Annotated in this window: 14 protein-coding genes; 8 read left to right on the top strand and 6 right to left on the bottom strand. The window is 56.1% G+C overall.

All coding sequences use genetic code 11. The annotated features are described in order from the left end of the window. The first annotated feature begins 114 nt into the window (after window positions 1–114). The 5 genes from urtA to urtE all read left to right on the top strand — a co-directional run bounded on the left by urtA (window position 115) and on the right by urtE (window position 5,623). Entirely contained in the window at window positions 115–1,386 is a 1,272-nt protein-coding gene (gene urtA / locus HV127_RS22610) for an urea ABC transporter substrate-binding protein (protein ID WP_182238963.1), read from the top strand. 84 nt (window positions 1,387–1,470) lie between these two features. Continuing rightward, on the top strand, window positions 1,471–3,045 hold the full coding sequence (gene urtB, locus HV127_RS22605; protein WP_182238961.1) for an urea ABC transporter permease subunit UrtB: 1,575 nt from the start codon (window positions 1,471–1,473) through the stop codon (window positions 3,043–3,045). Next, window positions 3,045–4,118 (top strand): urea ABC transporter permease subunit UrtC, encoded by a 1,074-nt coding sequence (gene urtC / locus HV127_RS22600; RefSeq protein WP_182238959.1) that lies wholly within the window; start codon window positions 3,045–3,047, stop codon window positions 4,116–4,118. Before urtB ends, urtC begins: the two co-directional genes overlap by 1 nt. Then, complete coding sequence (gene urtD / locus HV127_RS22595; protein WP_182238957.1) at window positions 4,118–4,915, top strand: urea ABC transporter ATP-binding protein UrtD; 798 nt, start codon at window positions 4,118–4,120, stop codon at window positions 4,913–4,915. Before urtC ends, urtD begins: the two co-directional genes overlap by 1 nt. A gap of 9 nt (window positions 4,916–4,924) precedes the next feature. After that, window positions 4,925–5,623 carry an urea ABC transporter ATP-binding subunit UrtE gene (urtE, locus tag HV127_RS22590; protein ID WP_182238955.1) on the top strand — a complete coding sequence of 233 codons (699 nt, stop codon included), beginning with the start codon at window positions 4,925–4,927 and terminating at the stop codon, window positions 5,621–5,623. A 456-nt stretch (window positions 5,624–6,079) separates the two neighbouring features. Here urtE and HV127_RS22585 read toward each other — a convergent pair whose 3' ends face one another. Both HV127_RS22585 and ydeE read right to left on the bottom strand, forming a co-directional pair. Then, window positions 6,080–6,550 (bottom strand): helix-turn-helix domain-containing protein, encoded by a 471-nt coding sequence (locus HV127_RS22585; RefSeq protein WP_182238953.1) that lies wholly within the window; start codon window positions 6,548–6,550, stop codon window positions 6,080–6,082. 117 nt (window positions 6,551–6,667) lie between these two features. Then, on the bottom strand, window positions 6,668–7,861 hold the full coding sequence (gene ydeE, locus HV127_RS22580) for an efflux MFS transporter YdeE (RefSeq protein ID WP_182238951.1): 1,194 nt from the start codon (window positions 7,859–7,861) through the stop codon (window positions 6,668–6,670). A gap of 193 nt (window positions 7,862–8,054) precedes the next feature. Here ydeE and eamA point away from each other — a divergent pair, with 193 nt between their 5' ends. After that, window positions 8,055–8,954 (top strand): O-acetylserine/cysteine exporter, encoded by a 900-nt coding sequence (gene eamA, locus HV127_RS22575; protein WP_181486109.1) that lies wholly within the window; start codon window positions 8,055–8,057, stop codon window positions 8,952–8,954. Between the two features lie 33 nt (window positions 8,955–8,987). Here the strand turns inward: eamA and marB are convergent, their stop codons facing one another. From marB to marR, 3 genes are read right to left on the bottom strand one after another with little or no spacing between them, the layout of a single operon-like run. After that, window positions 8,988–9,206 (bottom strand): multiple antibiotic resistance protein MarB, encoded by a 219-nt coding sequence (marB, locus tag HV127_RS22570; protein WP_182238949.1) that lies wholly within the window; start codon window positions 9,204–9,206, stop codon window positions 8,988–8,990. A 30-nt stretch (window positions 9,207–9,236) separates the two neighbouring features. Further along, window positions 9,237–9,617 carry an MDR efflux pump AcrAB transcriptional activator MarA gene (gene marA, locus HV127_RS22565; protein ID WP_004102351.1) on the bottom strand — a complete coding sequence of 127 codons (381 nt, stop codon included), beginning with the start codon at window positions 9,615–9,617 and terminating at the stop codon, window positions 9,237–9,239. A 17-nt stretch (window positions 9,618–9,634) separates the two neighbouring features. Then, entirely contained in the window at window positions 9,635–10,069 is a 435-nt protein-coding gene (marR, locus tag HV127_RS22560) for a multiple antibiotic resistance transcriptional regulator MarR (protein ID WP_110274127.1), read from the bottom strand. Between the two features lie 260 nt (window positions 10,070–10,329). Here marR and HV127_RS22555 point away from each other — a divergent pair, with 260 nt between their 5' ends. Next, on the top strand, window positions 10,330–10,998 hold the full coding sequence (locus HV127_RS22555) for a MarC family NAAT transporter (RefSeq protein ID WP_110274128.1): 669 nt from the start codon (window positions 10,330–10,332) through the stop codon (window positions 10,996–10,998). A gap of 59 nt (window positions 10,999–11,057) precedes the next feature. Here the strand turns inward: HV127_RS22555 and HV127_RS22550 are convergent, their stop codons facing one another. Beyond that, window positions 11,058–12,257, bottom strand: coding sequence for a sugar transporter (locus HV127_RS22550; protein ID WP_112214275.1), 1,200 nt, complete (start codon window positions 12,255–12,257; stop codon window positions 11,058–11,060). 205 nt (window positions 12,258–12,462) lie between these two features. On the opposite strand from HV127_RS22550, the gene HV127_RS22545 reads away from it, so the two are divergent. Beyond that, window positions 12,463–13,254 carry a PhzF family phenazine biosynthesis protein gene (locus HV127_RS22545; protein ID WP_110274130.1) on the top strand — a complete coding sequence of 264 codons (792 nt, stop codon included), beginning with the start codon at window positions 12,463–12,465 and terminating at the stop codon, window positions 13,252–13,254. Window positions 13,255–13,317: the final 63 nt, after the last annotated feature.

Genomic DNA, 13,317 nt, shown 5'->3' with positions numbered 1-13,317 from the left:
ACGTCTCCCGCCGCGTTTTAAGGCCACTGAACAACCTGGCACCGTTTTTGCCTTATCACTTCCTGTTAGTCGTTAATTCATTTTTTGTCTTTGCGCTATTCAGGAGTGAAATACATGCAGCGTCGAACATTATTAAAAGCTTTTGCACTCTCCGCCTCTGTGATCAGCATGGGCATCTCTTTCCAGGTTTATGCCGCCGACACCATTAAAGTCGGGATTATGCATTCGCTCTCCGGGACGATGGCGATTTCCGAAACTCCGCTAAAAGATGTCGCCCTGATGGCTATCGACGACATCAATGCCAAAGGCGGCGTGCTGGGGAAAAAGCTGGAGCCGGTGGTAGTGGATCCGGCGTCAAACTGGCCGCTGTTTGCTGAAAAAGCGCGTCAGCTGCTGACGCAGGATAAGGTCGCTGCGGTATTCGGCTGCTGGACCTCGGTATCGCGTAAATCGGTTCTGCCGGTGTTCGAAGAGCTGAACGGCCTGCTGTTCTACCCGGTGCAGTATGAAGGCGAAGAGATGTCGCCAAACGTCTTCTACACCGGCGCGGCGCCAAACCAACAAGCGATCCCGGCGGTGGAATATTTGCTGAGCGAAGATGGCGGTGGGGCGAAACGCTTCTTCCTGCTGGGCACCGACTACGTCTACCCGCGCACCACCAACAAAATTCTCCGCGCTTTCCTGCATGCCAAAGGTATTCAGGATAAAGATATCGAAGAGGTCTACACCCCATTCGGCTATAGCGATTACCAGACTATCGTTACCAATATTAAGAAATTCTCCGCTGGCGGCAAAACGGCAGTGGTCTCCACCATTAACGGCGATTCCAACGTCCCGTTCTATAAAGAGCTGGCTAACCAGGGGCTGAAAGCGACCGATGTGCCGGTGGTGGCGTTCTCCGTCGGCGAGGAAGAGCTGCGCGGCATTGACACTAAACCGCTGGTGGGCAACCTCGCGGCGTGGAACTACTTCGAATCCGTAGATAACCCAACCAACCAACAGTTCGTTGCCGATTACCGTGCTTACGCCAAAGCGCACAAGCTGCCGAATGCCGACACCGTGGTGACCAACGACCCGATGGAAGCAACCTGGGTTGGGCTACATATGTGGGCGCAGGCGGTGACCAAAGCGGGCACCACCGATGTCGACAAGGTTCGCGAAGCGATGGCCGGTCAGACCTTCAAAGCGCCGTCGGGCTTTACGTTGACCATGGACGCCACCAACCACCATCTGCACAAGCCGGTGATGATTGGCGAAATCGAAAGCAACGGTCAGTTTAACGTGGTCTGGCAGACCGAAGAGCCGGTACGCGCCCAGCCGTGGAGCCCGTGGATCGCCGGTAACGATAAGAAGCCCGATCACCCGGTAAAAAGCGCCAGCAACTAAGTGTTAAACCCCGGCACAGCGCCGGGGTGATGGATTCTGTCGTCCGGGCCCGGTGCCCGGATTTCCCGAGAAAGGAGAACGACCATGAACGCATTGCGCCTCATGAGTTACTTCGCGCTGCTGATGGTATTGATACCGTGGCGAGCGCAGGCAGCGGACGCCGACGATTTCGTAGCCGCCAACCGCAGCCAGCAGGCCCAACTGCTTGAACAGTGGGCCGCCGCACCGCAAGCGCCACGTTTACCGCTGCTACGGGCGCTGAAAAGTGAAACATTACAATCAGATAATAGCGGTCACGCTTTCAGCAAGCAGGGCGAAAACCTGCTTGTGTTGGGCGCGGCCTCCACTCCTGACGGTACAACAAAACCCGTACGCCTGACCAACCGCCTGCGTAATCTGGCAGCCAGCGCGCTGGCGACTCATCTACTTGTAAGTGACAACGTCACGGAAAGGGCCGCGGCGGTAAAAACGCTCCAGCGCGAAGCGACGCCAGAGATGGCGGGTCTTTTACAGCAGCGTCTGACGGTGGAAAGCGACAGCACGGTGAAATCGCAGCTGGAAATTGCGCTTGCTCGCCTGCAGCTTGCCAGTCCGCAGCCTGCACAGAGGCTGGCGGCTATTGAACTGCTCGGTCATTCTGGCGATCCGGAAACCCAGGCGCTACTGACGCCTCTGACCGACCCACAACATGAACCCAACCCGGCGATTCGCGCGGCGGCGCAGGAGAGCCTGAGCAAAATCCAGCATCGCCTGCTGCTGGGCGATCTTCTTGGTCAGGCGTTTATGGGGCTGTCGCTGGGCTCTGTTTTACTGCTTGCCGCACTTGGCCTGGCGATCACCTATGGTCTGCTGGGGGTCATCAATATGGCTCACGGGGAGATGCTGATGATTGGCGCTTACAGCTGCTGGCTGGTTCAACAGGCGCTGGCGCAGCTGGCCCCGCAGTGGCTGGCTTTTTATCCGCTGATTGCGCTGCCGGTCGCGTTTATGGTGACTGGCGGCATTGGCATGGTGCTCGAGCGTACCGTTATCCGCCATCTTTACGGACGCCCGCTGGAGACGCTGCTCGCCACCTGGGGTATCAGCCTGATGCTGATCCAACTGGTGCGGATGCTGTTTGGTGCGCAGAACGTTGAAGTGGCTAACCCGGCGTGGCTCTCCGGCGGCGTGCAGGTTTTACCAAACCTTATCCTGCCGTGGAACCGGCTGGCGGTACTGGCTTTCGTGCTGCTGGTGCTGCTGTTCACCTGGCTGACGTTGAATAAAACGCGATTGGGAATGAACGTGCGCGCGGTGACGCAAAACCGCGCGATGGCGGCCTGCTGTGGGGTGCCTACCGGACGCGTGGATATGCTGGCGTTTGGTCTTGGCTCCGGCATCGCCGGACTGGGCGGCGTGGCGCTGTCGCAGCTCGGCAACGTCGGGCCGGAACTCGGTCAGGGCTATATTATCGATTCGTTCCTCGTGGTGGTGCTCGGCGGCGTCGGACAGCTGGCCGGGAGCGTGGCGGCGGCGTTTGGCCTTGGGATCTTTAACAAAATCCTCGAACCGCAGATGGGCGCGGTGCTGGGCAAAATCCTGATCCTGGTGATGATTATCCTGTTTATTCAGAAACGTCCGCAGGGACTGTTCGCTCTCAAAGGGAGGGTTATTGACTGATGAGCCAACCCATTACCTTAACGCTGGCGCGCAAAGCGCCGCGCCCGCTGCGATGGCTCGGTGTTCTGTTATTGCTGGGCCTGCTAAGTATGCCGTTTCTGGCGCTACTGCCCGCCACACATCCGCTGGCGGTTTCCACCTGGCTGCTGACGCTCACCGGTAAAATCCTCTGCTACGCGGTTGTCGCCGTGGCGCTGGATCTAGTCTGGGGCTACGCCGGAATGCTCTCCCTAGGGCATGGGATCTTTTTTGCTCTCGGCGGCTACGCGATGGGCATGTACCTGATGCGCCAGGCGGCGGGCGACGGACTGCCAGCCTTTATGTCGTTTTTATCGTGGAGCGAACTGCCGTGGTTCTGGTGGGGCACTCAACATTTTGCCTGGGCAATGCTGCTGGTGGTGCTGGTACCCGGTTTATTAGCGCTGGTTTTCGGCTGGTTTGCCTTCCGCTCGAAAATCAAAGGGGTCTATTTTTCAATAATGACCCAGGCGCTGACCTACGCCGGGATGCTGCTGTTTTTCCGTAACGAAACCGGTTTTGGCGGTAATAACGGTTTTACCGGCTTTACCACGCTGCTCGGTTTCCCCATCACCGCTATCAGCACCCGGGCGGCGCTGTTTATGGCAACGGTGCTGCTGCTGTTGCTCACCCTGTGGATTGGCTATGTATTGGCACAAAGCAAATTTGGTCGGGTACTGACGGCGGTGCGCGATGCTGAAAACCGCCTGATGTTCTGCGGCTACGACCCACGCGGATTTAAGCTTTTGGTGTGGACACTGTCGGCGGTGCTGTGCGGCCTGGCGGGCGCGCTATACGTGCCGCAGGTCGGGATTATCAACCCCAGCGAAATGTCGCCAACCAACTCTATTGAAGCGGCGATTTGGGTGGCGTTGGGAGGCCGCGGGACCTTAATTGGCCCGGTACTCGGCGCAGGGCTGGTCAACGGCGCGAAAAGCTACTTTACCGTGGCGATGCCGGAATACTGGCAGCTCTTTCTTGGGCTGATTTTTATTATCGTGACCCTGTTTTTACCGCGCGGAGTGATTGGCCTGCTGCGTAAAGGAGACCGCTGATGCAACCGGAAGAAGGACTTTTTACCCGTCAATTGCCGACGGACAGATTCCGTGAGCAAACCGACCCGGTTTTGCAACTGGAAGAGATTAACGTCAACTTTGACGGTTTTCAGGCGCTGACTAATTTGTCGCTGCAAATTGGCGTGGGTGAACTGCGCTGCGTGATTGGCCCTAACGGTGCCGGGAAAACCACGTTAATGGACGTGATCACCGGCAAAACCCGTCCGCAGAGCGGCAGGGCGCTTTACGATCAATCGGTAGATTTAATGACCCTCGATCCCATCGCCATCGCCCGTCAGGGCATTGGACGTAAGTTTCAGAAACCGACGGTGTTTGAGGCGCTCACGGTCGCGGAAAACCTCGAGCTGGCGCTGAAGGGCGATAAATCGGTGTGGGCCAGCCTGCGGGCGCGCCTGAACAGCGAGCAAACCGATCGAATCAGCGAAACCTTGCGCCTGCTGCGGCTGGAGGGCGAACGTTCTCGACCGGCCGGACTGTTGTCGCACGGGCAAAAACAATTTCTTGAGATCGGTATGCTGCTGGTCCAGGAGCCGCATCTGTTGCTGCTGGACGAACCCGCCGCCGGGATGACCGACGCCGAAACGGAGTATACCGCCGAGCTGTTTCGCACCCTGGCTGGGCAGCATTCGCTGATGGTGGTCGAGCATGATATGGGCTTTGTCGAGACCATCGCCGACCGGGTGACGGTGCTCCATCAGGGGCAGGTGCTGGCGGAAGGGTCGCTGCGTGAAGTGCAGGCCAACGAACAGGTGATAGAAGTTTATCTCGGACGCTAAGGAGCGCGGATGCTACAGGTTAATCAGTTACATCAATACTATGGCGGCAGCCATATTCTGCGCGGTGTGGATTTTTCCGCTCGTCAGGGAGAGATTACCTGCCTTCTCGGGCGCAACGGGGTGGGGAAAACCACCTTGCTGAAGTGCCTGATGGGGCTTATTCCGGCGCGTAGCGGCGAAGTGCTGTGGCAGGAGAAAAATATCACTCAGCGCAAGCCGCATCAGCGAGTGCAGTCCGGGATCGCTTACGTTCCGCAAGGGCGCGAGATTTTTCCGCGCCTGACGGTAGAAGAGAACCTGCTGATGGGGCTATCGCGCTTTTCCGCTCGCGACGCGCGGACGGTACCGGAAGAGATTTATCAGCTGTTTCCGGTACTGAAAACCATGAAGCAGCGGCGTGGTGGCGACCTTTCCGGTGGTCAACAGCAGCAGTTAGCGATTGGTCGCGCGCTGGCCAGCCGACCGCAGTTGCTGATCCTTGATGAGCCGACGGAAGGTATTCAGCCGTCGGTGATTAAGGAGATTGGCGAGGTGATCCGCCAGCTAGCGAATCGCGGCGATATGGCGATTCTGTTGGTTGAGCAGTTCTATGATTTTGCCGCCGTGCTGGCGGACCGCTACCTGGTGATGTCACGTGGAGCGATTATCCAGCAGGGTAACGGCAGCGATATGGAAGCCGAAGGCGTGCGCGGAATGGTCACCATTTAGTCATTCCCGGATACCAAACCGCACGAACCCGTAGCCCGGGCAAGGCGCGTTGAGCGCCGCCCCCGGGGAAACCGCGCAGAGGATTGGTGCATTTCCCGGAGGCGATGCTGCGCATCTGTCCAGGCTACCAAACCCCATCCCGCACGAACCCGTAGCCCGGGCAAGGCGCGTCGAGCGCCGCCCCCGGGAAAAACGCGCAGAGGATTGGCGAATTTCCCGGAGGCGATGCTGCGCATCTGTCCGGGCTACCAAACCCCATCCCGCACGGACCCGTAACCCGGGCAAGGCGCGTCGAGCGCCGCCCCCGGGGAAACCGCGCAGAGGATTGGTGCATTTCCCGGAGGCGATGCTGCGCATCTGTCCTGGCTACCAAACCCCATCCCGCACGGACCCGTAGCCCGGGCAAGGCGCGTTAAGCGCCGCCCCCGGGAAAAGCGCGCAGAGTCGTTCAAAAGGCTACTTGCGCAACAGCCGCTGCAAGCGCGCCTGCCGCCAGTTCTTGATCCATTCGCCAAACACAAACAAGCGCAACCCTTTGACCACCAGCAGCGCCCCCCAGATAATCGCCACCCACGCGGACCAGTAGCTCTCGGAACCGGTGAGCCAGTTCAGCACCGCCAGCAGAGCGCAGACCACCACCGCCACCGTCAGCGATCGATAAAACCGACTCTCTCGCTCAACGCGCTCTTTAGCTTCTTCAATGCGTAAATCCAGCGACTCTTCATGCCCTGCAGATGAATCGCCGCTAATCTCGGCGACGTTCACTTCAAATACCGCCGCGAGAGCGCTCAGCGTTTCCAGACCTGGACGATCACCGTTCTCAATACGCTGAATGGTCCGCACGCTGAGCCCGGTAAGTTCGGCAAGCTGCTCTTGTGACCAGGCGCGCTGCAAACGTAATTGTTTAACCTGATTATTGCTGTTCATTATTTCTATCTCCGGGTGAAAACCTGAGACGGAGTGTTATCTATAAGGTTGTCGGGCACCACGATCGGAACCCGACAGAGACACGACAGCAACCTGACAGCCGCGCGGTGCCTGGGTTTACGCGCTGGCGACCGCGTTTCCGTTCCACGGGCGCACGTTCATGCCGCGGAAAATCATCAACCATGCGGCGACAATCGCCACCATCAAAATCACAAACAGCGACCAGTGCGGCAGGTGGGTCAGAATGGTGCCAGTCAGCATCGGGTTAAAAGCCGCCCCCAGCCAGCCCAGTGATTGAGCAGAAAAGTAGCTGGCCTTCATACCCGCCGGGGCGATGTTATCGATAAGCATATACTCGCCCGGCGCATATATGACCTCACCGAGTGTAAAGACCGCCGCTGAAACGCCCCAGAGCAGCAGGCTATTATCAGAAATCACAAAGCCGCCAAGCCCGAGCACAAAGCACACCGTACCAAACGTCATTAGCGGACGAATATTGCGGGCGGTCAGGCGACGCCCAACCGCGTACTGTAGCGCCACTACCACGGCGGCGTTGACCGGCAGCACCACAGCAACCACTTTCTCGGCGAAATCGCTATCAGCAACGACCAGCACGTACTGGGAAATACAGGAAGCAAAAGAGCCGCCAACGAAGGAGGCCAGCAGGCCGGAAAGGGTAAACCACAGCAGCGCCCGGTCACGTAGCAGCACTGAAGGCGACCACTGGATGGCGTTATCATGAGAAATTGCCGCCGTTGTACGCTGTACAAACAGCTGAATGAATACCAGCGGCAGCGCCGCGCATCCCGCCGCCAGCCAGAACGGCAGATTGATGCTGTGCATCACTAACAGGGTGCCGATGGGTGGCCCGACGGTCCAGCCAATATTGAGAAAGGTATAGTTGAGCGAAAAAATCTGCGCCTTCTTTTCCGGCGACAGCACGTCGGCGAACCAGGCTTTCAGCACGGTAGAGAACACCGAGTAGGCGCAGTTAATCAGCGCGAAGAAAAACACGACCAGTGCAACACTATTGACCAGCGGAATAGCAATAAAACCGCCAATAAACGCCAGTACGGCGATGGTCATATAACGCTTTTTGTCGAACTTATCGGCCAGGATACCAAAACCCATACTGAATAACACGCCGACGATCAATGCAGTTGACAGCGCATAGCCGATTTTATCTACCTCCAGTTGGTACTGGCGGGTGAGGTAGATAGTCATAAAAGGTAACGTTGCGCCACGACCAATAGTTAACAGCAACGACGAAGCCAGCAGCGCCGCAGTTGAGCGCCTGAGTGTCGGTATCATTTTTTCCTTGCCTGATGTGATGTTATTTTTGTTGTCCCGATCACAAATAGCACGCTAACCGAGGCTTGTATAGTTCCCTTCGGTGATGAAAAGGGCACCTGGGCCCTACCGAAATTAATGATCTATGCGTCGGGCGAATTATTCGGTACTTTGATTTTGTTCACAAAAATTCCAATAACAACCGAGGCAGGTTATGACGCGTAAAGACGGGCTGCTGGCATTGCTGGTGGTCGTGGTATGGGGGCTGAATTTCGTGGTGATTAAGATGGGGCTGCATAACATGCCGCCGCTGATGCTTGCCGGACTGCGTTTTTTATTGGTGGCGTTCCCTGCCTTGCTGTTTGTCGCCCGGCCGAAAATTCCGCTGCGCCTGCTGCTGGGCTATGGCCTGACGATAAGCTTCGGTCAGTTTGCCTTCCTGTTTTGCGCCATTAACCTCGGCATGCCTGCCGGGCTGGCATCGCTGGTGCTGCAAGCTCAGGCTTTCTTCACCATTATTCTCGGGGCATTTGTCTTCGGTGAACGTTTGCAGGGCAAGCAGGTAGCGGGGATCGCACTAGCGATTTTTGGTGTGCTGGTGCTGGTGGAAGCCAGTCTTGGCGGCCAGCATGTGCCGTTGGTGGGTTTTATGCTCACGCTGGCGGCGGCGCTGAGCTGGGCCTGCGGCAATATTTTCAACAAGAAAATCATGTCGCACGAGAGCAGACCGCCGATTATGTCGCTGGTGGTGTGGAGCGCGCTGATCCCGGTGCTGCCGTTTATGCTGGCATCGTGGCTCCTCGACGGCCCTCAGGTGATGGCGGCAAGTCTGCTGCATATCGATCTGCTGACGATCCTCTCGCTGCTGTATCTGGCGTTTATCGCCACCATTGTTGGCTATGGGATCTGGGGTTCGCTACTCGGACGCTATGAAACCTGGCGCGTGGCGCCGCTGTCGCTGCTGGTGCCAGTGGTCGGGATGGCCAGCGCCGCGCTGCTGCTTGGCGAGACGCTAAACGGCCTGCAACTGCTGGGTGCGGTGCTAATTATGGCCGGGCTGTATATCAACGTGTTTGGCCTGCGGATCGTGCGTCCGGGCATGGCGCGGGGATAAAAAAAAGCCCCGTTGCCGGGGCTAAAAGGGATTTTACAGGCCTTGCTGGTTGTAATACGGCACGCCTAATTCATCTGATTTATCACTGCCCGAAGCCATATGATTGAAATCAAACGGCGAATCATTATGTTCGGAAGGAATAATCATCGCATCCCGATTGTTGTGACGAACCGGAGTGGTGGTTTGCTCCGCGAAACTCTGGCTGGAGACCAGCGCCATTAGCACGATGGCGGCGGAAGCGAATAATTTCATGATTTCCTCAATACGTCTTTTTGCAGGCGATTAACAACAGTTATTTAGTGGGAGCAGGTAGCGCGACTCGCCCGGTACGTTGGTAATGCGATACTGGTGCGGCGGCACATCGAAATAGTTTTTGAAAGTCCGCGTCAGCGTTTGCTGCGATTCAAAGCCATAACGCTCGGCCAGATACAAAATCGGCTCGTTGCTTTGCTTGAGCTTCTGCGCAATTTCAGTCAGCTTACGGCTGCGGATATACTGGCCCAGCGAGTGACCGGTCTCTTTCTTAAACATTCTTTGCAGGTGCCACTTGGAGTAACCTGAGCGCTCTGAAACCTTCTCCAGCGACAGGGGCGATTCCAGGTTATCCTCAATCCACGACAAAATACTATGGATAGTGATGGCGTCGTTATTACGTCTGGACATCATCTTACCTCTTCTTATTACGGCAGAACTTTTTTGAGCAAATACTCAAGAGTGACCACTTCATCTGCCGACAAATTTTTTGTTAGTTCCTGGTGCAATTTCTGACCCACAACCTGATGACAATGCTCACAAAGGGCTGCGCCGTCTGCTGTTAGCTGCACCAGTACGCCGCGTTTGTCAGTGGGGTTGGGTAACCGTTCAATCCAGCCTTTACAGACCAGGCGGTCGAGCATGCGCGTCATTGCGCCTGGGTCGACCGAGAGCACGGTTTTCAGCTCAACGGGGGTAATACACACTTCGCAACGAATGGAACAGAGCACCCGAAACTGGGTGGACGTAATATCCATCGGTGAGAGGTAGTCGTTGAGCAGGCGATCTTTCTGCTGGTTAACCATCTGGATCAAGCGACCAAGGGGGATCATTTCGTTAAACAGGTCGCTCGTACTTTTCACAATGGTTGCCCAGGCAATGACTTAGTTGCTGGGGATATTATTGCCTAGGCAAATATAAGTCAAACTGATTGATTGGCCGATGCCACGATTTGCTAAAACGAATCGTTGTGACTCAGGTCACTCTATTTCACATTGCTGTCTTATGATTTTACTGATTGATGAATGCGTTCTGCGGGAAACTGGCAACAACCTGACGGCAAACGATATACTCAGAGCGCGTCATTTTTTATAATCCAACAATTACAGGACTTTAATTTTCTATGATGGATCTCTTTAAAGCGATAGGCCTCGGGCTGGTCGTGATCCTACCACTGGCAAATCCGCTGACTACCGTGGCGCTATTCCTTGGCCTGGCCGGGAACATGAACAATGCCGAGCGTAACCGTCAGTCGCTGATGGCCTCTGTCTATGTGTTCGCTATTCTGATCGTGGCATGGTATGCCGGACAGGTGGTGATGAACACCTTCGGAATCTCGATTCCCGGACTGCGTATTGCCGGGGGACTGATCGTCGCCTTTATCGGTTTCCGCATGCTGTTCCCACAGCAGAAAGCGCACCATTCGATGGAAGCCAAGCTGAAATCAGAAGAGCTGGAAGACGAACCGACGGCTAACATTGCTTTTGTCCCGCTGGCGATGCCAAGTACCGCAGGTCCGGGGACCATTGCGATGATCATCAGCTCTGCGTCGACGGTAAAGCACGGCGCTAACTTTCCTGATTGGGTGGTGATGGTGGCGCCGCCGGTGACGTTTGCGCTGGTCGGACTCATCCTGTGGGGCTGCCTGCGCAGCTCCGGGGCGATTATGCGTCTGGTGGGTAAAGGCGGCATCGAGGCTATCTCCCGCCTGATGGGCTTCCTGTTGGTCTGTATGGGCGTGCAGTTTATTATTAATGGCGTGCTGGAGATCGTCTCCACTTATCACGCCTGACAGAAGACGTAAAAAAGCCTGCCTTTCTAGCGATCGGCAGGCTTTTTTTACTCAAATAATCAGGAGTGATGTGGCTGCTGATCTTCCAGTGAGACCGGCCAGCGGCGGAAAATCATCACTGCCCACACCAGCGCCACGAGGGCTGGGATAGCGCCGACGTAACCAATCGACGCCATCGACAGATGGGTACTGACCTGGCTGCCGACCAGCGCGCCCGCGCCGATACCGATATTAAAGATCCCCGAGAACAGCGACATTGCCACGTCGGTGGCATCTGGTGCCAGCGCCAGCACTTTCACCTGCATTCCAAGGCCGATAATCATGATTGCCACGCCCCAGAAGACGCTGAGCAGCATCAGGTGATTGGCATTATGCGATGCCGGCAACAGCAGCAACAGACACGCCAACAGCAGGCCAATTGCGGCGTTAATCAAGCCGGATGCATGGCGGTTGCCGAGCTTACCAAACAGGATACTGCCGACAATGCCCGCGCCGCCCAGGGTCAGCAGCAGCACGGTGGCAAAGTTACCGCTTAAACCGGCGACCGTCTGAATAAACGGTTCAATATAGCTGTAGGCGGTGTAGTGCGCGGTCACCACAATCACCGTCAGTAAATAAATGCTGAGCAGCGCCGGACGACGGAACAGTACCGGCAGACTTTTTAACGAACCGGAATGCTCGCTCGGCAGTTTTGGCAGCAGTTTAATCAGGCAAGCCATGGTTATCAGCGCGCCCACACCAATCACCAGGAAGGTGGTACGCCAGCCAAAGTATTGCCCGACGATGCGCCCAATCGGGATACCAAAGACCATCGCCAGCGCGGTACCGGTGGCAATCAGACTCAAGGCCTGAGCGCGTTTACCTGCAGGGGCCATACGGATAGCCAGCGCCGAGGTAATTGACCAGAACACCGCATGGGCGAAAGCGATGCCGATACGGCTGATGACCAGAACGTTAAAGTTCCATGCCAGAAACGACAGCACGTGGCTGGCAATAAACAGAATAAACAGGCCAACCAGCAGACGACGGCGCTCCATCTTGCTGGTCAACAGCATAAAGGGCAGCGACATCAGGCCGACGACCCAGGCATAGATGGTCAGCATGATCCCGACCTGTGCCGTTTCCATGCCAAAACTGTCGGCGATATCCGACAGAAGGCCCACGGGCGCAAACTCGGTGGTATTAAAGATAAATGCCGCAATCGCAAGCGTGACTACGCGAAGCCACGCGACCTTGCGTGAAACCGTGTCTGTAATCATAAGTTCAGGGCTGGTTACTAAGAGGAAAGAAGTGGCACGATCTTAAAACGATTACTGCTGAAAATACAATCATTTTGTGACGTGTGTCTCATTTTTGTTTTGGTAGGATAAAAGGCGCTAACAGATTAATTTCTCTATAGAACGTGTGCATTTACTGCATTTATGTCATGTTATCGATAAGTAAAAAAAATGAAAGGGCAGAATAATGCAAGAAATTAACTTTTATCTGGTCGATGCGTTCAGCGACCACAACTTTGGCGGCAACGCGGCGGCAGTTTGCCCGCTCACCGAATGGTTGCCGGACGAAACGTTGTTGAAAATGGCGCAGCAGCACAATCAGTCGGAAACCGCGTTTTTTGTCCGTACTGATGAAGGATATGAGCTGCGTTGGTTTACCACCTTGCATGAGATTAATCTCTGTGGCCACGCGACGCTGGCGGCTTCGCACGTCATCTTTGAGTACCTCGACCATCCGTCATCGACGATTGTCTTTAGTACCCGTTTTGTTGGCGAGCTCCGCGTGACGCGCAGCGGCGACTGGCTGACGCTGGATTTTCCGGCATGGGCGACGACGGTCGTCGAACAGCCGCCAGCGGACCTGCTTGCCGGTCTGGGGCTAAGCGAAGCGCAGGAAGTACGCGTGGCTCGCGATTACCTGGTGATCTTACGCGATCGTCAGCAGGTAGAAGCGGTACAACCGGATATGCATCAGCTTCAGCGCCTGGGTAAAATGATTTGTATTAGCGCCGCAGATGATGAGTATGATTTTGTCAGCCGCTTCTTCTGCCCGGGGGAGTCGCTGTGGGAAGACCCGGTGACCGGCTCGACGCATAGCATGTTGATCCCGTATTGGGGCGAGAAGCTTGGTAAAACGGAGATGCAGGCGCGGCAGGTATCCGCTCGCGGCGGCGATCTACGCTGCCAGTGGCAGGGTGACCGGGTGCTGATTGGCGGCCAGGCGACAACCTATTTAATCGGCACAATAACGCTGCGCTAAATAAGCGAATACGGGTAATGAAAATAATGCGGGATCGGCAAAAAAATTATGCCGATCCCGTGT

Source organism: Klebsiella sp. RHBSTW-00215, assembly GCF_014103785.1.
Lineage (GTDB): Bacteria > Pseudomonadota > Gammaproteobacteria > Enterobacterales > Enterobacteriaceae > Klebsiella.
This window is presented reverse-complemented; position numbering and strand designations above follow the sequence as displayed.